This is a genomic window from Sphingopyxis sp. Root154 (assembly GCF_001427105.1).
GTDB lineage: Bacteria > Pseudomonadota > Alphaproteobacteria > Sphingomonadales > Sphingomonadaceae > Sphingopyxis.
The window spans coordinates 196635-218139 of sequence record NZ_LMGI01000003.1 but is presented as its reverse complement, the minus strand read 5'-3'; the positions used below and the strand labels follow the sequence as shown (position 1 = coordinate 218139).

Sequence of the window (21505 nt, the reverse complement as noted above, 5' to 3'; positions counted from 1 at the left end):
GACGGAGCCGAAATGCAAGGGCGGCTACGGCAGGTCCTGCACCACCGCCCGCGCGACGTCGGCGATCACCGCGTTGGCATCATCGCCCTTCACCGCAGGCCGGTCGAGATAGACCGCGATCATATATTTCGCGCCACCCGGTTCTTCGGCGAAGGCGACGTCATTATAGGCGGTGCCGCACGTTCCCGTCTTGTCGCCGGCGAGCCAGCCCTGCGGCAGCCCGCCGCGGATGCGCCCCAGACCGGTCTCGCTCTCGATCAGCCAGCCGCGTAGCGTATCGCGGTGCCCGGCGGTGAGCCAATCTCCATAGATATAGCCCGCCGCGCTTTTCACCATCGCTGCCGGGCTGGTCGTGTCGCGCACGTCGCCGGGGGCATTTTCATTGAGCGTCGGCTCGTTGCGGTCGAGCCGCGTGACCTGATCGCCGCGCCGGTGAATCTCCGCGGTGAACGCCGCTGGGCCTCCGATATGCGCGAGAATCAGGTTGGCGGCGCTATTGTCGCTCAGCACCACCGCGTCCTTGGCCGCGAAGCCGAGCTGCTGTTCGCCCCGCCCGTTCGGACCGAGCAGCTTGTCGGTGCCGGGAGAATAGGCCACCAGGTCGGCGCGCACAAACCGAAGCGGCGTGCGCAGCGACACGCCATGGGCCGCCTTTGCGAGCACCTGACCCGCGAGCAACAGCTTGAAAGTCGAGCACATCGCGAACCGCTCGTCGGCACGGTGGCCGAACAGCAGCGCGCCGCGCGCATCGGTCACCGCGACGCCCAGCCGGCCGCCGCTGCGTTGTTCGATGGCCGTCACCGCCCTGGCGAGGATCACCGAATCGCCCGTCGGTTCGCGGGGCGACGTCACGCACGCGGACGTGGCCAGCAGCACGACGGCTGAGAGGATCATTCTCATCATCGCGGTCCCTGCATGTTGCGGCTCTCGGCAGGGATATGCACCGTCAGCCCGTCGAGTTCCGCTGTCAGCACGATCTGGCACGCAAGCCGGCTCGTTCGCCGCACCCCGGCGGCGAGATCGAGCATATCCTCTTCCATCTCGCTCGCGGGCGGCAGGCGGCCGAAGTCCTCTTTCGCGACGATCACATGGCAGGTCGAGCAGGCCATCTGACCCTCGCACGTGCCTTCGAGCGGCATCATATGCGCCTGCGCAACGTCGAGCAGGATCGAACCCGGCTCGGCCTCTGCCTCGGTACGCGCCTTGCCGTCGGCGTGGATGAAGGTGACGTGCATCAGTTCACGCCCTGCAATCGCGCGGCGTCCTTGATGGCGGTGAGGCCGTCGCGCAGGTCCTGCTCGCTGGTGTAGCGGCCCCAGCCGAGGCGGATCGAGGCGCGCGCGTCGGCTTCGCTGACGCCCATCGCGCGCAGCACATGGCTGACCTTGCCTGACCCGCTGCCGCACGCGCTGCCGAGCGAAAAGGCGATTTCGCGGGCGTCGGACATCAGGCGGAGGCCATTCACGCCTTCGCGACGAACGTTGAGGTTGCCGTGGTAGCGGTGGTTCGCATCGCCATTGATCGTCCATTCGGGGAGCAGATCGAGTGCGAGCGACCAGATGCGTTCGACATGTCTTGCATCGGCGTCGAAGCGTTCGGCCGCGAGCGCCGCAGCAGCACCGAAACCGGCGCAGAGTGCGGGCGAGACGGTGCCCGAGCGCATCCCCTGTTCCTGCGCGCCGCCGAACATCAGCGGCGGCAGGTCGACGCCGTCCTTCACCCAGAGCGCGCCGATACCCTTCGGCCCGTGGATCTTGTGCGCCGAGATCGCGATCAGATCGGCACCCTCGGGAATCGCGACGCGGCCATAGCCCTGCACCGCGTCGCAGAGCAGCAGGCTGTTCTTCGCATGCGCGGCGGCGGCGAAATCGGCGACCGGCTGGATCGTCCCGACCTCGTTGTTCACCAGCATCACCGCGACGATGCCGTTTTCGGGGATGGACACATCGTCGGGCGGCAAGGCCAGTCCTTCGCCATCGACGGGCAGGATGTTGGCATTCAGCCGTTCAAGGCATTGCAGCGAAGCCGCATGTTCGATGCTGAGCCCCGCGACCCCGCCCGGCTTGGCCTCGGCGCCGCGCAGCAACGCCCAGTTGAGCGCCTCGGTGGCGCCCGAAGTGAAGAAGACCCGCCCGCCCTTCGGCAGAAGTGCTGCGACCTGATCGCGCGCGACCTCGACCGCCGCCGCGGCGGCGCGTCCGCCCTTGTGCGTGCTCGACGGGTTCGCGAAACCATCGCCCTCACCGGCTCCCGCCAGCCAGCGCAGCATCGCCTCGCGCGCCTCGGGAGCGAGCGGCGTCGTGGCTTGGTAATCGAGGTAAATCATCCGGCGAACAGATCCTTATTGCGAGCGATTCGCAAAAGTTGCAACATGCTACGCAATTTCTATATAGGCGCCATCTTCGCTCCGCCACCCTGCCAGCCCGGCGATTCGGCGGCCAGCCACAAAAAGATAAGAGGTGCTCCCATGCCCGACGTGATTTTCCCCGGCCCCGAAGGCCGCATCGAAGGCCGTTTCTCGCCTCCGCCGCGCCCGCGCGCGCCGGTCGCGCTGATCCTCCACCCGCATCCGCAGGGCGGCGGCACGATGAACGACCGCATCACGCAGGCGATGTACAAGAGCTTCGTCGCGCGCGGTTTCGCGGTGCTGCGCTTCAACTTCCGCGGCGTCGGTCGCAGTCAGGGCACGTTCGACAACGGCATCGGCGAGCTGAGCGATGCCGCGTCGGCGCTCGACTGGGTCCAGTCGATCCATCCCGAAGCGCAGACGACGTGGATCGCGGGCTTCAGCTTCGGGGCGTGGATCGGCATGCAGCTTCTGATGCGCCGCCCCGAGATCCGCGGCTTCCTGTCGGTCGCGCCGCCTGCGAACATGTACGACTTCAGCTTCCTCGCGCCCTGCCCCTCGTCGGGCATCATCGTCGCGGGTGGGCAGGACGAGATCGTGCCGCCGAGCGCGGTGCAGAAGCTGGTCGACAAGCTGCGCACCCAAAAGGGCATCACGATCCATCACGACGAGATCCCGCGCGCGAACCATTTCTTCGAGCATGAGCTCGACCAGTTGATGAAGTCGCTCGACAACTATCTGGATATGCGGCTCGCGCCCGATTCGCCGATCCGCTGACGAACGATCCTCCCTGTCGCGACGCGATGGGGAGGGTTATTTTACCGGCACCAGCCAGATCGCGACATTCGCGAACATCACCAGCGCCGCGACGAGCATCAGCAGCGCACGGCGGCGGTCGCCCTTGCGAAAGACATAGGCTGCGCCGCCGGTCAAAAGGACGCCGGTCAGCATCAGGATGGACATGATCGTGTCGGACATAGGGCGGCTTTATCGGCGCCGTCACAAATTTGCCACCTCGCTTATGGCCAATCCGCGCGGCTTCGCCTAAAGGGCGCTCATCGATTCCCTATCGCCCCGCGGGAGCCGCATCATGCGCATTGCAATAGCCTCTGACCACGCCGCCTGGGAGCTGAAAGCCGCTCTCGCCGACTGGCTTCGCGAAGCCGGTCACGAAGTCGAGGATCTCGGCACCAACGGCCCCGACAGCGTCGACTATCCCGATTACGGCTACAAGCTCGCCGAAGCCATCGCCGACGGCCGCGCGGAACGCGGCGTTGCGCTGTGCGGGTCGGGCATCGGGATATCGATTTCGGTCAACCGCAACCCCGCCGCACGCTGCGCGCTCGTATCCGAGCCGCTGTCGGCGAAACTGTCGCGCGAGCATAATGACGCGAACGTCATCGCAATGGGCGCGCGTCTGACCGGCATCGACATGGCCAAAGCCTGCCTCGATGCGTTCCTGACCACCGATTTTGCCGGCGACCGCCACGCGCGCCGCGTCGACAAGCTTTCCAATCCGCCCCAACTGGAGACCAGCCGATGACCACAGACACGCTCGCCAAGCCCATCAAGTCGGCCGGCTATTTCACCGACGGCGTCGGCACCGTCGATCCTGCGGTCGCGGCGGCGATGAAGCATGAGCTCGAACGCGAGCAGTATCAGATCGAGCTGATCGCGTCGGAGAATATCGTCTCGAAGGCCGTGCTCGAAGCACAGGGCAGCGTCTTCACCAACAAATATGCCGAGGGCTATCCCGGCCGCCGCTATTATCAGGGCTGCGCCCCGTCGGACGAGGTCGAAACCCTCGCGATCGACCGCGCCAAGCAGCTCTTCGATTGCGGCTATGCGAACGTCCAGCCGCACTCGGGCGCGCAGGCGAACGGCGCGGTAATGCTGGCGCTGACCAAGCCCGGCGCGACGATCCTCGGCATGAGCCTCGACGCCGGCGGTCACCTGACCCACGGCGCCCCGCCCGCGATGTCGGGCAAATGGTTCAACGCGGTTCAGTACGGCGTGCGCGCCGACGACCATCTCGTCGATTTCGACCAGGTCGAGGCGCTGGCCAAGGAACATCGCCCCGCGCTGATCATCGCGGGCGGCTCGGCCTATCCGCGCACGCTCGATTTCGCGCGCTTCCGTAAGATCGCCGACGATGTCGGCGCGCTGCTGATGGTCGACATGGCGCATTTCGCGGGCCTCGTCGCCGGCGGCGTCCACCCCTCGCCGATGGAACATGCGCATGTCGTCACGACGACGACGCACAAGACGCTGCGCGGTCCGCGCGGCGGCATGATCCTGACCAATGACGAGGCGATCGCCAAGCGGATCAACTCGGCGGTCTTCCCGGGGCTGCAGGGCGGCCCGCTGATGCATGTCATCGCCGCGAAGGCCGTGGCGTTCGGCGAAGCGCTGCGTCCCGAGTTCAAGGACTATGCGAAGGCGACCGTCGCCAATGCACAGGCGCTGGCCGGCCGGCTGAAAGCGCGCGGCGCCGACGTCGTCGCGGGCGGCACCGATACGCACCTTGCGCTGATCGACCTCCGCCCGCTCGGCGTCACCGGCCGCGATGCCGACGAAGCGCTCGAACGCAGCGCGATCACCTGCAATAAGAACGGCATCCCCTTCGATCCGCTGCCCCCGGTCAAGACCAGCGGCATCCGCGTCGGATCGCCCGCCGGCACGACGCGCGGCTTCGGCATCGCCGAGTTCGAGGAAATCGGCGATATGGTCGCCGATGTGCTCGAGGCACTGCGCGACAAGGGCGAGCATGGCGACGCCGATGTCGAAGCGAACGTCCGGGGCCGCGTCCGCACACTGTGCGAACGCTTCCCCATCTATCAGGGATAAGGCGATGGCACGGCAGCACCCCGAGGAACCGACGCTGGTCGAACTCTCGATCGAAGAGGTCAAGGCGATGGGCAAGCAAGGCATGGCCCATCCCTCGACCCGCCCCGTGCTGACCGGCGGCGTCGTCGGCGCGATCGCGGGCGCGGTGCTGCCGGTCGTGTCGTGGCCCGTCGGCCTGCTGGCCGGGGCCGCGATCGCACTTTACACGCGGGTGAAACGCTAACCCATGCGCTGCCCCTATTGCGGCCATGAAGACAGTCAGGTGAAGGACAGCCGTCCGACCGAGGACGGCGCCGCGATTCGCCGCCGTCGCCAGTGCGAGGATTGCGGCGCGCGCTTCACGACCTTTGAACGCATCCAGCTTCGCGAAGTCGGGGTCACCAAGGCCGATGGCCGCCGCGAACCCTTCGATCGCGAGAAATTGATGCGCAGCATCCAGATCGCGTGCCGCAAGCGTCCGATCGACGGTGCGCGTATCGAACGACTGGTGTCGGGCATCCAGCGCCAACTCGAAACCTCGGGCGAGAGCGAAGTGCAGGCGCAGCAGATCGGCGGCATGGTGATGGAGGCGCTGAAGGGCTTCGACAGCGTCGCCTATATCCGCTTCGCCAGCGTCTACCGCGAATTTACCGAAGCCAGGGACTTTGAGGAATTCGCGTCCTCGGTCACCGAAGCAGCGCATAAAAATTGAGCGCGGCCCCGCCCCCCGTCATCGTCCTCGTCCGTCCGCAGCTTGGTGAGAATATCGGCAAGGCGGCGCGCGCGATGCTCAATTTCGGGCTGACCGAGCTCCGCCTCGTCACCCCGCGCGACGGCTGGCCCAATCCCTACGCCGGCCCGGCATCGGCGGGCGCTGACATCGTGCTCGCCGAGGCGAAAGTGTTCGACAGCCTCGCGGATGCTGTCGCCGACTGCACCACCATCTATGCCACTACGGTGCGCAAGCGCGGCGTGATGAAGCCCGTGCTGACCCCCGAAGCGGCGGCGCGCGAGGTTCATGCGAGTGCGGGCCGATCGGCCTATGTCTTCGGTGCCGAACGCTCGGGGCTCGAAACCGACGATGTCGCGCTCGCGCACAATATCGTGACGGTACCGATCAACCCCGAATTCGCGTCGCTCAATCTCGCGCAGGCGGTCATCCTGCTCGCCTATGAATGGTCGAAGGGCATCGCGCTGGCGAGCCCGCCCGAGGTGCCGCTCGACCCGCCGGCGCCGCACGCCGAACTGGAAGAATTTATCCAGCATCTCACGCGTGATCTCGACGCGAGCGGCTATTTCGTGCCGCCCGAGCGCACCGAGGCAACGCTGCGCACCTTGCGCACCGCGCTGACCAAGACGGGGTGGTCGCACAATGATATCAGGATGATGCACGGCATCGTCACGGCACTTGGCAGGACGCCCCGGTCACGATAACGGGGAATCGACCTTGGAGACCATTATGCTCACTCTCGTTCTTTCCCTCGCGTTTTCTGCCGCTGCCCCCGCGGCGGCCGATGCACCTGCGCCGACCACCGCCACCGCCAAACCGACCAGGCCGAAGAAAATCTGCCGCTCCGATGTAAACACCGGCTCGCGCCTGAAGGGCCGCACCTGCAAGACGCAGGAACAATGGGACGCCCAACCGCAGGACGTTGGGAACGATGTCCGGATGAATGGCGGCGCTGGCACGCGCTGATCGGCCAGATTACCCGAGATCGCAATGATACACGGCGGCATCGCAGCCGATGGCCGCGCGATGCCGGACCGTCTGCGACGTCTTGCCAGCGTGGCGGTCTGCGCTATTCTCGCTCGCAAGCGGTCAGCGGTCGGCGCGCAGGCGATCCCACTGGACCGCCTCATAAGCGATCGATTGTTCGACCAGCTCGTTCCACACCGCTCGAAGCCGCTCGGGCTGGAGCCCGGCGGCTTCGGCCTCGCGTGCGACATTGTCGAGCACCTGCGCCTTGCGCGCCTCATCGCGAACGGTGCCGCGGTCGGTCTTGATGCGCGCAGCGGCATCCATATAGCTGAAGCGGCGGACGAGCAGCGCGACGAGTTCGCGGTCGACCTGGTCGACCCCGGCGCGGACCTCGATCATCGTTTCGCACTGTTCGGGAATTTTCGCGGACGTCATGCGCGCTGCCTTTAACGGCTTTTTCCATTCTGTCGAGCCGGGCCTTGGGCGCTTGACTTTGCACCCCTCCCCGTCTAACCGCGCGCCTTCGCAATGGACCCCGCACCCCGGTGAAGCGGCGGTCGCATATGGCATCTGCCCATATGGTGCGACCCGGGAACCGCCGAAATCCTTCGGCACACAGCAAGTTGGAGACGACATATGTCGAAGCGCCAGAGCGCCAAGTATAAACTCGACCGCCGGATGGGTGAAAATATCTGGGGTCGCCCGAAGAGCCCGGTCAACCGCCGCGAATATGGCCCCGGCCAGCACGGTCAGCGCCGCAAGGGCAAGATGTCGGACTTCGGCATCCAGCTCCGCGCAAAGCAGAAGCTGAAGGGCTATTACGGCGACATCACCGAGAAGCAGTTCAAGAAGAACTATTTCGAAGCGTCGCGCATGAAGGGCGACACCGGCCAGAACCTGATCGGCCTGCTCGAGCGCCGCCTCGACGCCGTCGTCTACCGCTCGAAGTTCACACCGACGATCTTCTCGGCACGCCAGCTTGTCAGCCACGGTCACGTCTATGTGAACGGCGTGAAGTGCAACGTCGCGAGCCGCCTCGTGAAGCCGGGCGACGAAGTCACCCTTGGCAAGAAGGCGCAGGAAATGGCGCTGGTCGCCGAAGCGCAGAGCCTGCCCGAGCGCGACCTGCCTGAATATCTGTCGGTCGACGGCACCAAGGCGACCTACGTCCGCGTCCCGACGCTCGACGAAGTGCCCTATCCGGTGAAGATGGAGCCGAACCTGGTCGTCGAATTCTATTCGCGCTGATCGAGTTCGCTATCGAATTCAAAGGGGCGGTCCGGCGACGGGCCGCCCCTTTTCGTTTCAGTGCGGCAGGAAAGCCGAAATCCGCCGCAACATGTCCGTGCGGGCTTCGCTGCTTTCCAGATTGTTTCCGACGTCTGGATATTCGACCAGTTCCACGCTCTTGCCCTTTCCTTTGAGGGCTCCGCGCATGACACGCGATTGCTCGATATTGACATATTGATCCATCGTGCCGTGGAATATCAGTACGGGTGCGTTGATCGCGCCGGCATTCTGCGCAGGCGAACCCTCGCGAATATGCGGCCCCGAACCGATATACAGTTGGGCCGTTCGCGAACGGCCATAGTCGGCGGCAAATTCCTTCAATCGCGCAAGGTCAGTCACCGGTGCGATCGTGACGATTGCTTTGAACAGGTCCGGCGCGAGCACTCCCGTCTGCAACGCGGCATAGCCGCCAAAGGACCAGCCAACGAGCGACAGCTTCTGGGCGTCAGCCCCCTCGGCCGCCAGCCAACGTCCGCCATCGGCGACATCGCCGAGCGCAGCTCGCCACGACCGGAAGCCATCCTTCAAAAACCATTGCTGGCTGCTATAGCCCGACGAGCCACGAAAATTGGGCTGCAGCACCGCGTAGCCCGATTGCGCGAAATATTGCGCAAGCCAGTCAAATCCCCATTCGTCCCGGTTATTGGCGCTGCCGTTCGGCATTACGATCGCCGGCAATCCCTTTGCATCTGTACGCCCCGGCGGAAGGGTCAAATAGGCGGAAATCGGCGTCCCGTCCGCGGCCGGATATGTGACCATCTTGACGGCCGATAAGGCCACGCCAGCCAGCTTTTCACGGAACATCAAAAGGGGCCGAAGCTCCTTCGTCCGGGCGTTGAACAGATAATAGGTGCCGGGATCGACATTGGACGTCGCAAGGATGAGGTAGTGGCTTTCGTCCATCGATTCATCGACGAATACCACTTGCCGACCGCCCAGCGCCTTCGACAGAGATTCGGACATCGCCGCGACTCCCTTGTCGACCATCACCGATTGCCGCCGGTCCGTGACGAAGGCGACGCCTGCCAAGCGATAGTGTGGGCCAATCGGAAGCATCTCGTCGACGTCAACGTCGGGCCGGGCGAAGATGGTGGTCAGATCCCCCGTTCCGTCGAGCGCCATCGCCGCGACCCCAGTGCGACCGTTGATCTTTTTGAAACCGTAGACACGATTCGTGGCGGCATCGACAATAGCCGGCTGGAAACCGTCGCGGCTTACGGGTTCGAGCTGGGTCAGCGGGCGCCAATCTCCCCCCTCCTGCGGTCGGAAGTAATAGCGGGTGATCGGATCATATTGTCCGGTGGCGCCGGCCGGCGGCGCCGTTTCCATGATTCGTACCCGCCCATAACCATCCGATATATATCCCGTTGCATTGGGTGCCGGATTCTCCACGCGCCGGCTCAATCCCGTCACAGTGTCAACAACATCCACGCCAAGCCCCGCGAGACGTTTGGTGATATTCGTACCGATATCAGTTTCAGGTACATAGCTGCGCGTCATCAGCACCGAGCCGTCATCGGATGGTGCCCGGTCGATGATGGAGCCCCCGCGCAGGTCAGTATAGAGGCTACGGTCGTTCCGCTTGTTGCTGAGCGTAAGCAGATTGCCACCATCGGAATCGATCGCGATCACGCTGCTCGCGCCATATATATCGCCAGCGTAGTTTACCCGTGCATGCGTTTTACAGGTCAATCGCGCGTTGGTCACCCAATTGCACCAGCTGAGTCTGCTATCTGTGCTTCCGCTAGACAGAATTGCGCGTGGCTTCGCTCCTTCGGTCGTATCGACAACGAACAAGCGACGCTTTCCGCCCGCGGCATTTTCGATATAGGCTAATTGCCTGCCGTCCGGAGACAGGCTGATGCCAGCGATGGATTCAAGCGCTCCAAACCGCGCGGCATTGTCGGCTTCCTGCGCCCCGCCGGATACAGGCACCATAGCCGCCAACAACGCCATCGCCGACAGGCTGAAAAACGCCATTTTCCCGAAATTCATCCCCGCCCCCGTTCTGGATTCATATATCGGAATGCCAGTTAATGGCGCCTTTTCAAGTTCTTTTGCAATTGCATTTGTAATGCGCATCGATCGGCAATCCGGGGACCGACAACCTTGCATCGTTGCGCCCCGGCTGGCACAAGCCCGGTCGTCGCAAATGAAACTTCCAAGGACATTTTCCATGCTTCGCTTCCCCAGAGCCGCCGCGGCCGCCGCGGTCCTTTTGACCGTTGCCGCGTGCAACACATCCGACAAGGCCGCGACGTCGGCCACCGCCATTCCCGACGTCCAGATTCCCGAACTGTCGCTCGCGACGCTTCAGGAAGTGACGAAGGAATTGTCGTCGGACGCCTATGAAGGCCGCGCCCCCGGCACCCCGGGCGAGGAAAAGACCGTCGCCTATATCATCAAGAAATATCAGGAAGCGGGGCTGAAGCCCGGCAACAACGGCAAGTGGACGCAGGACGTGCCACTGGTCGAAATCACCGCGAAGAATGCGACGCCGCTGAACTTCACCGGCGGCAAGACGCCGGTCACCGCGCAATATGCGAAGGATTATGTCGCGTTCAGCTATCGCGTCCAGCCCAAGACCGCGGTCAAGGACAGCGACGTCGTCTTCGTCGGCTATGGCATCAACGCCCCCGAAAAGGGCTGGAACGACTATGCCGGACTCGACGTGAAGGGGAAGACCGTCGTCGTCCTCGTCAACGATCCCGACTGGCAGACCAAGGAAGCCCAGGGCGAATTCAACGGCCGCGCGATGACCTATTATGGCCGCTGGTCGTACAAATATGAGGAAGCGGCGCGGCAGGGCGCCGCGGCGGTGCTGATCGTCCACGACACCGAGCCCGCCGCCTATGGCTGGAACGTCGTCGAATCGAGCAACACCGGCGCGAATTACCTTGCTGAAACCAAGGACGGCGGGGCGAAGGAAACGCTCGCCAACGGCTGGATCCAGCTTCCGAAGGCAAAGGAACTCTTCGCGAGCGCCGGACAGGATTTCGACAAGCTGCGCGCCGACGCGGGCAAGAAGGGCTTCAAGCCCGTCGCGCTGACCGGCGTGAAGGCGAACTTCGGCTTCGACAACGCGATTTCAAAGAAGATGTCGCGCAACGTCATCGGCGTGCTGCCGGGCGCGAAGCGTCCCGACGAATATGTGCTCTACACCGGCCATTGGGATCACCTCGGCCGCTGCACACCCGTTGCCGGCGACGACATCTGCAACGGCGCGGTCGACAATGCGAGCGGCATCGCGGGTCTCGTGACGCTGGCGCAGGCGTTCCACAAGGCGGGCGCCCCCGATCGCAGCATCGTATTCCTGTCGGTCACCGGCGAGGAATCGGGCCTGCTCGGTTCGAAATTCTACGCCGAAAACCCGGTCTTCCCGCTCGCGCAGACCGTCGGCGGCGTGAACATGGACGCATTGAACGCGATCGGCCCGGCGAAGGACATCGTTGTCGTCGGCCGCGGCAAGTCGGAACTCGATGCCTATGTCGCCAAGCTCGCCCAGATGGAAAAGCGCGTGATCAAGGACGAACCGACGCCGGAAAAGGGCTTCTATTATCGTTCGGATCACTTCAGCTTCGCCAAGCTCGGCGTGCCGATGTTCAACTTCGGCAGCGGCGACGATCTGGTCGAAGGCGGCGTCGAGGCCGGCAAGAAGGCCGCGGAAGACTATGAAAAGAACCGCTATCACGCGCCCGGCGACGAATATGAGGCGATCACCAACTGGGGCGGCATGATGTCCGACCTGCGCCTTTACTATGCCGCGGGCCGCATGCTCGCGATGACCGACGCATGGCCGAACTGGAACAAGGGCGACGAATTCCGCGCCGCCCGCGACAAGTCGCGTCCCGCAAAGTAAGCGGAAAGAGCGCGCGCCCATGACGCTGAAAATGCCTGCCGAATGGGCGCCGCACGACGCCGTCTGGATCGGTTTCCCGCACCTCGCCGAGGAATGGGCAGGTGCGATCGATGAAGGACGGCGCGACGTCGCCGCCTTCGCCAACGCCGTCCATGACGGCGGCCGCGGCGAAGAGGTGCGGCTGGTGGTCAACGACGCGCGGCAGGCGGATATCGCCGCCGCGCTCGTCGATCCGGGCGTGCGCATCCTGATCCAGCCCTTGGGCGACATCTGGCTGCGCGACACCGGGCCGATCATCGCCGGTACGGGCGCGGCACGCCGCGCGCGCAATTTCGAATTCAACTGGTGGGGCGAGAAGTTCGTCATGCCGGGCGATCAGGAAGTTGGCGCGGCGCTGGCCGCCGGATCGGGCCTGCCGGTCGACGATCAGGACTGGGTGCTCGAGGGCGGCGGGATCGACGTCGACGGCACGGGCCTTTGCGTCACCACCGAAGAATGCCTGCTCAATACGAACCGCAATCCCACGCTGACGCGTGAGGATATTGCGGTGCGGCTCCGCCAGTCGCTCGGCATCGACCGGCTGCTGTGGCTGGGAAATGGCCTCGTCGGCGATCACACGGACGGCCATGTCGACAATCTGGCGCGCTTCGTCGGCGAAGGGCGCCTCGCGCTTCCGGTCCCGGCAGGCGAGACCGATCCCAACGCGCATATCTATGCCGACGCCCGCGCGCGCACCGCCGCGTTCGGCGGGGTCGAGATCGTCGACCTGCCCTCGCCCGGCCGTATCGAGATCGACGGCGAGGTCGCGGCGGCGAGCTATATGAACTTCTACGTCGGCAACAGCGTCGTCGTGGTGCCCACCTATGGCGTCGCCAATGACATCGCTGCGGTCGACACCCTCGCCGCGCTCTTCCCCGATCGCCGCGCGGTCGGTGTGCCCGCCCGCGGGATCATCGTCGGCGGCGGCAGCTTCCATTGCTCGAGCCAGCAGCTTCCGAGCTAGCTTTCTCCAATCGTGTCCCGGCGAAGGCCGGGATGACGTGAAATGGAATGCCAGGCTTTTACTCTGGCAAGATGCGCAGGCTCGCTTATATCCGGCCCATGACCCGCACCATCACCGTCGCCGCGCTGCAACTCCCCCTGCCCGGCCCCGTTCAGCCTAATATCGACGCTGTCACGGCGCTCGTCGAGGAAGCGGCGACCAAGGGCGCGCAGATCATTCTGCCCCCCGAACTCTTTGAAGGCCCCTATTTCTGCCAGGTCGAGGATGAGGAATTGTTCGCTACCGCGCGTCCCACCGCCGAGCATCCGAGCGTCGTGGCCATGCAGGCGCTCGCCGCGAAGCTGAAGGTCGCGATCCCGACGAGCTATTTCGAGAAGGACGGGCCGCATTATTACAACACGCTCGCGATGATCGGTCCCGACGGGGCGATCATGGGCACGTACCGCAAGAGCCACATTCCCGACGGCCCCGGCTATGAGGAAAAATATTATTTCCGCCCCGGCAATACGGGCTTCAAGGTCTGGGACGTCTTTGGCACCCGCATCGGCGTCGGTGTCTGCTGGGATCAATGGTATCCCGAATGCGCGCGCGCGATGGCGCTGATGGGCGCCGAATTGCTCTTCTATCCGACCGCGATCGGCAGCGAGCCCTATGACGCCGACCTCGACACCAGCCGCATGTGGCGCCGCGCGATGCAAGGCCATGCGGTGTCGAACTGCATGCCGGTGATCGCCGCGAACCGCATCGGGACCGAGGGCGACGCGAACTTCTATGGCCACAGCTTCATCAGCGACGAATGGGGCGACCTTGGCCAAGAATATGGCGCCAGCGAAACCGGCGTGCTGGTCGCGACGATCGACCTCGACCGCGCGGCGAAGCACCGCGCCGGCATGGGCTTCTTCCGCGACCGCCGGCCGCAGCTCTACGGGCGGCTCGTCGAGGATATCTAATAAAAATTGGGGCGAAACATGGAATTACCCGACGATATTTTCACCGAGCCTGAGGATGTCGATCCCGAGACGCTCGCCAATCTCGGCCCGCTCCGCCGCCTGGCCGGCATCTGGGAGGGGCAGCGCGGGGTCGATATCAACCCCAAGGCCGACGGCCCCGAGACGCGCCAATATTATGAGCGGATCGAGATGCAGCCGATCGACCCGCAGGCTAATGGCCCGCAGCTATTCTATGGGCTGCGCTATCATCTGCACGTCAACACGCCCGAAGAGGACATCGCCTTCCACGATCAGGTCGGTTACTGGCTCTATGAAGCCGCGACCGGTCTGATCCTTCAGACGCTGGCGATCCCGCGCGGGCAGATCGCGATTGCGTCGGGACACGCCGAGCCCGATGCCAAGCGGCTCGTCGTCAAAGCGACGCGCGGCGAGACCGAATATGGGATCTGCTCGACCAGCTTCCTCGATCTCGCCTTTCGGACCGACGCCTATCAGCTGACGGTCGATTTTCACGATGACGGGTCGTGGAGCTATGTGTCCGACACGACGCTGATGGTGAAAGGCCGCGACGAGCCCTTCCTCCATCGCGACCGCAACACGCTGATGAAGATCGCCGAACCCGACCTCAACCCCTGGGCAAAGATCGCCCGCAACCGCTAGGGTCAGGACCTGAGGTCAGCTTTCGAAGCGGCGGATGCTTTCGAGGTCGGCGCGATCGAGCGGCTGCGTCAGCCACAGGCCGCCGCGGCCCGCACGCGACCAGCGAACGATCGCTCGGCGCTTGACCCCGCCCGCGAGTATCAGGTCGAGTTCCTTGCCGACTTCCAGATGGCCGTCGTGGATGAAACCGGCGCCATTCTGCGACAGGTCGACCAGTTCGATGCCGGTGGTGCCGTCGTCGGTGACCGCCTGCGCCTGCGTGCTCACGGGCAGGCGCGGCTGCCGATAGCCGGTGGCGCGTTGTTCGGCCGCCAATTGCTTGAGCACGTCGGCGACATCGACTTCCTTGTCGAACGCCACGCCGCACCGGCCCGCGTCGGACCAGACGACTTCGCCGCGGATCACAACCGTATCCGAAAGCGCGATCTCCAGCTTTTCGCCGACCCCGATCGGAACGTCGGCCGCCAGCATCATGCCCTTGTCGGAAATATTACGCACCCGCCACAAGCCCGCATCGCCATTGCGTATCACCTTGGCAATCCGCCAGACGGTGCGATAGCGGTCGCCACCACGACGATCGCCCCCGCTTTCCTGCTCCTTAACCGGATCGGAGAGGCGACGTTGGTTCATGTTATCTACCTTATCGAAGCAGCAGAGAATGGGAAGCATAACTTCCTGTCTATACTGCAAAATACACAATCCCCACGACATCGCATTACTTGAATTAAGCTTATAATTCAATCATAGTGCAGAATATAGTTAACGTCACGTCGATCAGAAAATGCGAAAGCGTGCAGCCCGGCTGGTCGTTCGATAGCGAAGCTTTCGTATTTTACACAATTTACGGTGCGAGCACGCCCGGATTAAGGGCTAAAATGTCCGGTTCGGCAAATCCATTCGCGCCGACGCGACGGCCCGGTCGAACTGAGCGGTGCTTTGCAGCATGAAAGCGAAACTACGCTTGACGCCGCCAACTCTACCGATCAAGTTGAGTTGCCGGCTTGATCCCGACCGGCGAGGCGTTTTTTTCGGGATCCGCGGCTTTTGACCGGGAAGCAGCTTGCTCCGCGTTACCAACAGCTAAAGCGCGCGATGCTCAGGCGACAGCGCCAGGTATCGTGTTCCCCTCATTCGATGAGGTGATACGATGCAATACTCCCCACCGCGATAGCGACCCGCGTCCGAGCCGGGCGCTTTCCTGACCCGAACCCGTTTTTCCGGCGCCGCGTGGCGGTTCGCCGATGCATCGCCGCGCGCTTCGCGCTGCGATCCCAATCGACAAGGATTTTGACATGACCGTCCAGACGCTCGAACATAGCGAAACCGCCATCAAACTCTTCGACATCACGCCGCTACAGCCGAGCCTCGGTGCACAGATCAGTGGCATCGACCTCGCGCGGCCGCTCGACCGCCCGACCTATGACGCGCTGCGCGCAGCGCTGCTCCAGCACAAGGTGCTCTTTTTCCGCGACCAGAATCTGACGCGCGAACAGCATATCGCGCTGGGCGCGGCGTTCGGCGATCTCGAGGAGCATCCGGTCTTTTCGCTGCCCGACTATCCGCAGATCCTGCCGCTGATCTCGCAAGAGCTAAAGGGCAAATATCGCCAGTCGACCGACAGCAACTGGCATGCCGACACGACCTTCCGCACCGAGCCTTCGGCGGCGTCGATCCTGATCCAGCGCGTGTCGCCGTCGCTGGGCGGCGACACCGTGTTCGCCAACGCCGTCGCCGCTTATGAAACGCTCGACGAGGAAACAAAGGCACGGATCGACGGTCTGACCGCGATCCACGACCCGAGCATCTTCATCCAGTTCCTCGACACCGAGGAAAAGAAGGACGCGCTACGCGCCAGTTTCCCACCGGTCGAGCATCCCGTCGTACGCGTCCACCCCGAGACCGGCGAGAAGGTTCTCTACGTCAATTCGGTGTTCACACGGTACATCGTCGGGTTGCCCGAGGATGAGAGCAAGGCGCTGCTCGCGCGGCTGTTCGATCAGGTCAAGCGCCCCGAATTCCAGGTGCGGTGGAGCTGGCAGCCCGGCTCGATCGCCTTCTGGGACAATCGCGCGACGCAGCATTATGCCGTCCCCGACTATAGCGAGGCGCGCCACATGGAGCGCGTAACGATCGTCGGCGACCGCCCGGTCGGCCCGAACGCCTGATCTGAATTCAGCAGATGAAACTCTCCCTCACGCCCCTCCGCACGCTCGTCGCCGGCGCCTTCCTGTCGCTTGCGGCGTGCGGCGGCGCGTCGGACAGTGGCACGACGATCAAGATCGGCGACCAGCTCCACGCGCTCAAATCGTCGCTCGACGTGTCGGGCGAAGGCGCGCCGACCGGTTACACGATCGAATGGGCCAATTTCGTCGGCGGACCGCCGATCATCGCCGCGCAGACGGGCGGATCGCTCGATGTCGGCTGGATGGCCGAAACGCCGCTGATCTTCGCGCAGGCCGCGGGCAGCCCGGTGAAGGTCGTCGCGGTGAGCAAGACGGTCGACGGCGGCGGCTCGCCCTATGCGCTCGTCGTCAAACCCGATTCCCCGATCCGCAGCGTCGCCGACCTCAAGGGCAAGTCGGTATCCTTCATGAAGGGCACGGTGCTCCATTATTTCGTCGCGCGGCTGCTCGACAAGCAGGGGCTGTCGCTCAAGGACATCAAGCCGGTGCAGGCGACGGGTTTCGGCACCGGGCTGCTCGACAAGGGATCGGCCGACGCGATCACGATCGGCGAGCCCTATCTGACGCAGGCGCTCGACGCCGGGAAGGTGCGCGTGCTGGCCAGCGGCGCGCCGCCCAACACGCCCGGCTTCTTCTACCTCGTCGCATCCGACGCCGCGCTCGCCGATCCGGTGAAAGCGAAGGCAATCGGCGATCTCGTGGCACGCGCGGCGCGGGCGACGCGCTGGCAGCGCGAAAATCCGGCCAAAGCCGCGCCCGCGCTCGCCAAACGTTATAATGTTGATGCGGCGATCGCGGAAAAGATCATCACGCGCGCGCCCGCCAGCTATGCGCCGATCAGCGATGCGATCATCGCGGCGCATCAGGACGAGGCCGATCTGTTCTTCAAGGAAGGGCTGATCCGCAAGAAGCTCAATGTCGCGGCGATTTTCGACAAGCGTTACGACGACATCGTCGCCGCGCAGGAGGTGGCGAAATGAACGCGCCGACGCCGATCGCGCTCGCGGGCGACCCCGGACGGCTCGTCCAGCCGGTCGTCCGCAAAACAGGCAACCGGTCGGAGCGCTTCTCATTCGTACGTCGCGCGACCGGGCCGCTGATCATCGTCGCGCTGTGGGCGATCTCGACCAGCGCGGGGTGGATCGATCCGTCGATCCTCCCCTCGCCCGCCGGGCTCGTTGCGGGATGGCAGCAACTCTGGACCGAACAGGCGCTCGCGTCGCAGATTGCGACCTCGCTCACGCGCGCGCTCGTCGGCGGCACAATCGGCATCATCTTCGGGCTGATCCTCGGCACGATCGCGGGCCTGTCGAAGCTTGGTGAGGAACTGTTCGACGCGCTGCTCCAGATGCTGCGCACCATCCCCTTCCTCGCGCTCGTCCCGCTCTTCATCGTCTGGTTCGGGATCGGCGAGGCGCCGAAGCTGCTGCTCATCGCGCTTGCCACGATGTTCCCGATGTATCTCAACACCTATGCCGGGGTGCGCAACGTCGATCGCAAGGTGATCGAGGCGATGCGCAGCTTCGGGCTCGGCGGGCGCCGCCTGATCCTCGAAGTCGTGCTGCCGCTCGCATTGCCGCAGATCTTTACCGGGCTGCGTTTCGCGCTCGGCGTCTCGGTGCTCGTGCTGATCGCCGCCGAGCAGATCAACGCCTCGGCGGGGCTCGGTTACCTGCTCAACAGCGCGCAAATGTACCAGCAGGTCGACGTCATCCTGATCTGCATCGCCATCTACGCCGTGCTCGGCCTCGGCGCCGACCTGATCGTCCGTTCGCTCGAACGGCTTTTCATGCCGTGGCGCGCGGGTGTCGCCATCCGATAGGAGATTTATCGATGACCGCCGTCCTTTCGATCGATTTCGCCGCCGCCGAACGCGTCGCCGTCCCCGATTTCTCGCACCGCCCGGTCGCGGTCGAGGTCAGCGACGTCAGCCGCAGCTTTACCGGCAATAGCGTCCTCGACAGCCTGAACCTCACGATCCACAGTGGCGAATTCGTCGCGCTGCTCGGCGCGTCGGGCAGCGGCAAGACGACGCTGCTGCGCATTCTCGCCGGGCTCGACGCCCCCGATGGCGGCGAAGCGTGGGTGCCCGAGGCGCGCACCGTGGTGTTCCAGGAACCGCGGCTCGTGCAGTCGAAGAGCGTGTGGAAGAATGTCGTCATCGGCCTGTCGGGCAAGGACGCGTCGCGCGAGCGCGCCATCGCGGCGCTCGCCGAGGTCGGGCTCGATCATCGCACCGATGCCTGGCCCGCGACGCTGTCGGGCGGCGAGGCGCAGCGTGCGGCGCTCGCGCGCGCGCTGGTGCGCGAACCGCGGCTGCTGCTGCTCGACGAGCCTTTCGCGGCGCTCGACGCGCTGACGCGGCTCAAGATGCAGCGGCTGATCGGCGAGCTGTGTCAGGCGCATGGTCCCGCAACGCTGCTCGTCACGCACGATGTCGAGGAAGCGATCCTGCTCGCCGACCGCATTCTTGTGCTGAAAGAAGGGCGGATCGGGTACGACACGCGCGTCCGCTTGCCGCACCCGCGCCGTGCGGGCGGCGAGGAATTCGACGCGCTGCGCGATACGTTGCTCGCCGAACTGGGCGTACCGCAGGCGCATTAGCGCCCCGCAATCGGACCACAGCAAAGGCTTTGACCACCCCGGCATGCATCGGCATGCTGGGGTCAGGGGGATTTCGACTCATGGTAATTTCGCGCGCACGGGCCTGGGCCACGCGCATGCCCGGATCGGGCTGGATGATCGTCGCGCTGATCCTCGGCTTCACGATTGGCACCTTCATCGCGGCATCGTCGCCGCTGGTCGAGGCCGCGCAACTGGTCGGCGGTATCTGGCTCGACGGGCTGCGCATGACGATCGTCCCGCTGATCTTCGCGCTCGTCGCGACCGGCGTCTCCAGCCTTGGCATGGGCGACCATCACGAAGCCGCGCGCCTCGGGCGGCGCCTGCCGCTGGTGCTGATCGGCCTGTTGATCGTCTCGGCGGTCATCGGCGCCCTGATGGTCCCGCCACTGCTCGGCGCCGTCACGATTGCGCCCGCCGATATCGCCGCGCTGCGCAGCCTCTTCCCCGCCCCGCCTGCACCGGCGGTCCCCGGCGCAGCCGAAACGATGCGCGCGATGATCCCGACCAATGTCGTCGCGTCGGCCGCCGAAGGCGCGGTCCTGCCGCTCGTCATCTTCGCGCTCATACTCGGCCTTGCCGTTGGCAAGATCGACCGCGACCGTGCGGAAGCGGTGCTCCAGCCGCTGCGCGGGCTTGCCGACGCGATGATCGTCGTCGTCGGCTGGGTGCTCCGCGTCGCGCCGATCGGCATTTTCGCGCTCGCGCTGGCGATCGGCGCCACCGTCGGGACAGCGGTGCTCGCCATCCTCGCCCAATATCTCGCGATCTCGATATCGGTGACGCTGGTGCTGATCGTCCTCGGCTATACTATCGCGCGCTTTTCCGGCGGCATCCCGCTCGGACGTTTTGCTCGCGCTATGGCTCCTGCGCAGGCCATCGCGGCGAGCACCCAATCGTCGATCGCCACGCTGCCGGCGATGATGGTGAGCGCCGAGCGCATCGGCATCGAGGAGCGTAATGCCGCCGCCATCCTGCCGATGGCGGTCGCGACCTTCAAGATCACCGCGCCGTCGAACACTGTGATGATGGCGTTGGCGCTCGCGTGGATGGCGGGGATCGAAGTCTCGCCGTTACAGCTGGCCGTTGCCTTGCCGCTCGCGGTGCTGTCGTCACTCGCGATTCTCGGGATGCCGGGGCAGATCAGCTTCTATGCGTCGGTCGCGCCAACCGCGATCGCAATTGGCGCACCGATCGAACTCTTGCCGATTCTGCTCGCGATCGACGTTATCCCCGACATGGTCCGCACCGTCGCCAATGTGACGCACGATGTCGCCGCGGCGGCGGCAATTGCACCGCCCACCACCGCCGATCAATAGCGGCCGGACAGCAAAGCCCCGGCGCCCGGAACTTCGGTCGACAGCCCAAGCCGCGTAAGCATCTGGTGCGCCGTGCAGATCGCCGCCGACACCACGGGCAAGCCGATCGCATCCTCGATCTTCTGCACCGACGGCAGCGAGGGCATCTGGACGCAGGCGGAAAGGACGAACGCGTCGATTCCGGTCAGGTCGAGCCTTTTGTAATGCTCGAGCAGCTTCGCAGGATCCTGCGCCGCGACCTCCAGATTGTCGGGAATTTCGAGCGCCAGCCAGTCGCTTACCTCGATACCTTCATTCTGAATGTAGGAAACGACCATCTGCGTCAGCGGCTTCATATAAGGCGCGACGAGCGCGATGCGCTTGGCCTTCAGCGCCGCCAGCCCCTCGATCAGCGCGCCGGCGCTGGTGACGACGGGCGCGGCACGGCCATTCTCGACCGTCCGCTGATGCAGCCGCGCCTCCGACACCCGGTGATAGCCCTCACCCATGCTCATGATCGCAACGAGGCAGGCATAGCCGAGCACATCGACCGCGGCGTCGGACAGTTCGAGCGCGCAGCGGTCGGAATCGGCGTCCATCGCCGCGAGTTCCTCCTTCGTCACCTTCTTCATCCGCATCCGCGACGAGTGGAAGGTAAAGCGTTCGGACGCGATCGCCTCGCGCGCGCGGAGCAGCGCGGGAATCTCGGTCTCCATCGTGACGTTCGAACTGGGCACGATTTGCCCGATGCGGATGGGGCGTGTCATC

At 64.7% G+C, this 21505-nt stretch carries 25 protein-coding genes; 17 read left to right on the top strand and 8 right to left on the bottom strand.

From position 1 onward, the window contains the following. Positions 1-24: 24 nt before the first annotated feature. From bla to ASD73_RS16575, 3 genes are read right to left on the bottom strand one after another with little or no spacing between them, the layout of a single operon-like run. Entirely contained in the window at positions 25-900 is an 876-nt protein-coding gene (gene bla, locus ASD73_RS16585; protein ID WP_235534527.1) for a class A beta-lactamase, read from the bottom strand. Next, positions 900-1235 carry a 2Fe-2S iron-sulfur cluster-binding protein gene (locus tag ASD73_RS16580; protein ID WP_056374089.1) on the bottom strand — a complete coding sequence of 112 codons (336 nt, stop codon included), beginning with the start codon at positions 1233-1235 and terminating at the stop codon, positions 900-902. Before ASD73_RS16580 ends, bla begins: the two co-directional genes overlap by 1 nt. Then, entirely contained in the window at positions 1235-2326 is a 1092-nt protein-coding gene (locus ASD73_RS16575) for a cysteine desulfurase family protein (protein ID WP_056374087.1), read from the bottom strand. The genes ASD73_RS16580 and ASD73_RS16575 overlap by 1 nt, the downstream gene beginning before the upstream one ends. Positions 2327-2467: 141 nt before the next feature. Between ASD73_RS16575 and ASD73_RS16570 the strand changes: the two genes are divergently transcribed. Next, on the top strand, positions 2468-3124 hold the full coding sequence (locus ASD73_RS16570) for an alpha/beta hydrolase (RefSeq protein ID WP_037510410.1): 657 nt from the start codon (positions 2468-2470) through the stop codon (positions 3122-3124). Positions 3125-3160: 36 nt separating this feature from the next. Here ASD73_RS16570 and ASD73_RS23075 read toward each other — a convergent pair whose 3' ends face one another. Then, a complete protein-coding gene (locus ASD73_RS23075; RefSeq protein ID WP_197411445.1) occupies positions 3161-3325 on the bottom strand; it encodes a hypothetical protein in 165 nt (54 codons plus the stop codon). A gap of 112 nt (positions 3326-3437) precedes the next feature. On the opposite strand from ASD73_RS23075, the gene rpiB reads away from it, so the two are divergent. The 6 genes from rpiB to ASD73_RS16540 are packed head-to-tail and all read left to right on the top strand — an operon-like array spanning position 3438 to position 6869. Further along, a complete protein-coding gene (rpiB, locus tag ASD73_RS16565; protein WP_056374085.1) occupies positions 3438-3890 on the top strand; it encodes a ribose 5-phosphate isomerase B in 453 nt (150 codons plus the stop codon). Continuing rightward, positions 3887-5194 (top strand): serine hydroxymethyltransferase, encoded by a 1308-nt coding sequence (gene glyA / locus ASD73_RS16560; RefSeq protein ID WP_056374083.1) that lies wholly within the window; start codon positions 3887-3889, stop codon positions 5192-5194. Before rpiB ends, glyA begins: the two co-directional genes overlap by 4 nt. Before the next feature lie 4 nt (positions 5195-5198). Next, a complete protein-coding gene (locus ASD73_RS16555) occupies positions 5199-5417 on the top strand; it encodes a hypothetical protein (protein ID WP_056374081.1) in 219 nt (72 codons plus the stop codon). A 3-nt stretch (positions 5418-5420) separates the two neighbouring features. Continuing rightward, positions 5421-5885, top strand: a complete 465-nt coding sequence (gene nrdR, locus ASD73_RS16550) for a transcriptional regulator NrdR (RefSeq protein WP_056374080.1) — start codon at positions 5421-5423, stop codon at positions 5883-5885. Then, positions 5882-6607, top strand: a complete 726-nt coding sequence (locus tag ASD73_RS16545; protein WP_056374077.1) for an RNA methyltransferase — start codon at positions 5882-5884, stop codon at positions 6605-6607. Before nrdR ends, ASD73_RS16545 begins: the two co-directional genes overlap by 4 nt. 13 nt (positions 6608-6620) lie before the next feature. After that, positions 6621-6869 (top strand): hypothetical protein, encoded by a 249-nt coding sequence (locus ASD73_RS16540; RefSeq protein ID WP_156407333.1) that lies wholly within the window; start codon positions 6621-6623, stop codon positions 6867-6869. 123 nt (positions 6870-6992) lie between these two features. Here the strand turns inward: ASD73_RS16540 and ASD73_RS16535 are convergent, their stop codons facing one another. Continuing rightward, positions 6993-7307 carry a chorismate mutase gene (locus ASD73_RS16535; protein ID WP_056374073.1) on the bottom strand — a complete coding sequence of 105 codons (315 nt, stop codon included), beginning with the start codon at positions 7305-7307 and terminating at the stop codon, positions 6993-6995. Positions 7308-7508: 201 nt separating this feature from the next. Here ASD73_RS16535 and rpsD point away from each other — a divergent pair, with 201 nt between their 5' ends. Next, on the top strand, positions 7509-8120 hold the full coding sequence (gene rpsD / locus ASD73_RS16530; protein ID WP_056374070.1) for a 30S ribosomal protein S4: 612 nt from the start codon (positions 7509-7511) through the stop codon (positions 8118-8120). Positions 8121-8177: 57 nt separating this feature from the next. On the opposite strand, the gene ASD73_RS16525 is transcribed toward rpsD, so the two are convergent. Continuing rightward, complete coding sequence (locus tag ASD73_RS16525) at positions 8178-10244, bottom strand: alpha/beta hydrolase family protein (protein WP_162248168.1); 2067 nt, start codon at positions 10242-10244, stop codon at positions 8178-8180. Positions 10245-10338: 94 nt separating this feature from the next. Here ASD73_RS16525 and ASD73_RS16520 point away from each other — a divergent pair, with 94 nt between their 5' ends. From ASD73_RS16520 to ASD73_RS16505, 4 genes are all read left to right on the top strand, one after another. Next, positions 10339-12021 carry a M28 family metallopeptidase gene (locus ASD73_RS16520; protein ID WP_056374067.1) on the top strand — a complete coding sequence of 561 codons (1683 nt, stop codon included), beginning with the start codon at positions 10339-10341 and terminating at the stop codon, positions 12019-12021. Positions 12022-12040: 19 nt separating this feature from the next. Next, positions 12041-13024, top strand: a complete 984-nt coding sequence (locus tag ASD73_RS16515; protein WP_056374065.1) for an agmatine deiminase family protein — start codon at positions 12041-12043, stop codon at positions 13022-13024. Between the two features lie 98 nt (positions 13025-13122). Beyond that, positions 13123-13974, top strand: a complete 852-nt coding sequence (gene aguB, locus ASD73_RS16510; protein WP_056375174.1) for an N-carbamoylputrescine amidase — start codon at positions 13123-13125, stop codon at positions 13972-13974. An 18-nt stretch (positions 13975-13992) separates the two neighbouring features. After that, entirely contained in the window at positions 13993-14634 is a 642-nt protein-coding gene (locus ASD73_RS16505; RefSeq protein WP_056374062.1) for an FABP family protein, read from the top strand. A 15-nt stretch (positions 14635-14649) separates the two neighbouring features. Here the strand turns inward: ASD73_RS16505 and ASD73_RS16500 are convergent, their stop codons facing one another. Beyond that, positions 14650-15264, bottom strand: coding sequence for a PilZ domain-containing protein (locus ASD73_RS16500; protein WP_056375173.1), 615 nt, complete (start codon positions 15262-15264; stop codon positions 14650-14652). A 662-nt stretch (positions 15265-15926) separates the two neighbouring features. Between ASD73_RS16500 and ASD73_RS16495 the strand changes: the two genes are divergently transcribed. The 5 genes from ASD73_RS16495 (at position 15927) to ASD73_RS16475 (ending at position 20758) form a co-directional block, all read left to right on the top strand. Then, a complete protein-coding gene (locus tag ASD73_RS16495) occupies positions 15927-16799 on the top strand; it encodes a TauD/TfdA dioxygenase family protein (RefSeq protein ID WP_056375171.1) in 873 nt (290 codons plus the stop codon). Between the two features lie 14 nt (positions 16800-16813). Next, entirely contained in the window at positions 16814-17797 is a 984-nt protein-coding gene (locus ASD73_RS16490) for an aliphatic sulfonate ABC transporter substrate-binding protein (protein ID WP_056374060.1), read from the top strand. Beyond that, positions 17794-18639, top strand: coding sequence for an ABC transporter permease (locus ASD73_RS16485; RefSeq protein WP_056374058.1), 846 nt, complete (start codon positions 17794-17796; stop codon positions 18637-18639). Before ASD73_RS16490 ends, ASD73_RS16485 begins: the two co-directional genes overlap by 4 nt. An 11-nt stretch (positions 18640-18650) precedes the next feature. Then, positions 18651-19421: an ABC transporter ATP-binding protein gene (locus ASD73_RS16480; RefSeq protein ID WP_082521646.1), complete on the top strand. Its 771-nt coding sequence runs from the start codon at positions 18651-18653 to the stop codon at positions 19419-19421. An 80-nt stretch (positions 19422-19501) separates the two neighbouring features. Continuing rightward, complete coding sequence (locus tag ASD73_RS16475) at positions 19502-20758, top strand: dicarboxylate/amino acid:cation symporter (RefSeq protein WP_056376105.1); 1257 nt, start codon at positions 19502-19504, stop codon at positions 20756-20758. Here ASD73_RS16475 and ASD73_RS16470 read toward each other — a convergent pair. Next, the gene (locus ASD73_RS16470) at positions 20752-21504 is read right to left on the bottom strand and encodes a maleate cis-trans isomerase family protein (RefSeq protein ID WP_056374054.1); all 753 of its coding nucleotides are present in this window, start codon (positions 21502-21504) and stop codon (positions 20752-20754) included. The genes ASD73_RS16475 and ASD73_RS16470 overlap by 7 nt on opposite strands. Between the last annotated feature and the right edge of the window lies 1 nt (position 21505).

Coding starts and splice junctions, on each gene's coding strand:
- bla (WP_235534527.1), bottom strand. CDS start 900: ATGAGAATGATCCTCTCAGCCGTCGTGCTGCTGGCCACGTCCGCGTGC.
- rpiB (WP_056374085.1), top strand. CDS start 3,438: ATGCGCATTGCAATAGCCTCTGACCACGCCGCCTGGGAGCTGAAAGCC.
- ASD73_RS16475 (WP_056376105.1), top strand. CDS start 19,502: ATGGTAATTTCGCGCGCACGGGCCTGGGCCACGCGCATGCCCGGATCG.
- ASD73_RS16575 (WP_056374087.1), bottom strand. CDS start 2,326: ATGATTTACCTCGATTACCAAGCCACGACGCCGCTCGCTCCCGAGGCG.
- ASD73_RS16495 (WP_056375171.1), top strand. CDS start 15,927: ATGACCGTCCAGACGCTCGAACATAGCGAAACCGCCATCAAACTCTTC.
- ASD73_RS16520 (WP_056374067.1), top strand. CDS start 10,339: ATGCTTCGCTTCCCCAGAGCCGCCGCGGCCGCCGCGGTCCTTTTGACC.
- ASD73_RS16515 (WP_056374065.1), top strand. CDS start 12,041: ATGACGCTGAAAATGCCTGCCGAATGGGCGCCGCACGACGCCGTCTGG.
- ASD73_RS23075 (WP_197411445.1), bottom strand. CDS start 3,325: ATGTCCGACACGATCATGTCCATCCTGATGCTGACCGGCGTCCTTTTG.
- ASD73_RS16570 (WP_037510410.1), top strand. CDS start 2,468: ATGCCCGACGTGATTTTCCCCGGCCCCGAAGGCCGCATCGAAGGCCGT.
- ASD73_RS16480 (WP_082521646.1), top strand. CDS start 18,651: ATGACCGCCGTCCTTTCGATCGATTTCGCCGCCGCCGAACGCGTCGCC.
- ASD73_RS16485 (WP_056374058.1), top strand. CDS start 17,794: ATGAACGCGCCGACGCCGATCGCGCTCGCGGGCGACCCCGGACGGCTC.
- ASD73_RS16500 (WP_056375173.1), bottom strand. CDS start 15,264: ATGAACCAACGTCGCCTCTCCGATCCGGTTAAGGAGCAGGAAAGCGGG.
- ASD73_RS16535 (WP_056374073.1), bottom strand. CDS start 7,307: ATGACGTCCGCGAAAATTCCCGAACAGTGCGAAACGATGATCGAGGTC.
- ASD73_RS16505 (WP_056374062.1), top strand. CDS start 13,993: ATGGAATTACCCGACGATATTTTCACCGAGCCTGAGGATGTCGATCCC.
- nrdR (WP_056374080.1), top strand. CDS start 5,421: ATGCGCTGCCCCTATTGCGGCCATGAAGACAGTCAGGTGAAGGACAGC.
- ASD73_RS16490 (WP_056374060.1), top strand. CDS start 16,814: ATGAAACTCTCCCTCACGCCCCTCCGCACGCTCGTCGCCGGCGCCTTC.
- ASD73_RS16555 (WP_056374081.1), top strand. CDS start 5,199: ATGGCACGGCAGCACCCCGAGGAACCGACGCTGGTCGAACTCTCGATC.
- ASD73_RS16470 (WP_056374054.1), bottom strand. CDS start 21,504: ATGACACGCCCCATCCGCATCGGGCAAATCGTGCCCAGTTCGAACGTC.
- ASD73_RS16525 (WP_162248168.1), bottom strand. CDS start 10,244: ATGCGCATTACAAATGCAATTGCAAAAGAACTTGAAAAGGCGCCATTA.
- rpsD (WP_056374070.1), top strand. CDS start 7,509: ATGTCGAAGCGCCAGAGCGCCAAGTATAAACTCGACCGCCGGATGGGT.
- aguB (WP_056375174.1), top strand. CDS start 13,123: ATGACCCGCACCATCACCGTCGCCGCGCTGCAACTCCCCCTGCCCGGC.
- glyA (WP_056374083.1), top strand. CDS start 3,887: ATGACCACAGACACGCTCGCCAAGCCCATCAAGTCGGCCGGCTATTTC.
- ASD73_RS16580 (WP_056374089.1), bottom strand. CDS start 1,235: ATGCACGTCACCTTCATCCACGCCGACGGCAAGGCGCGTACCGAGGCA.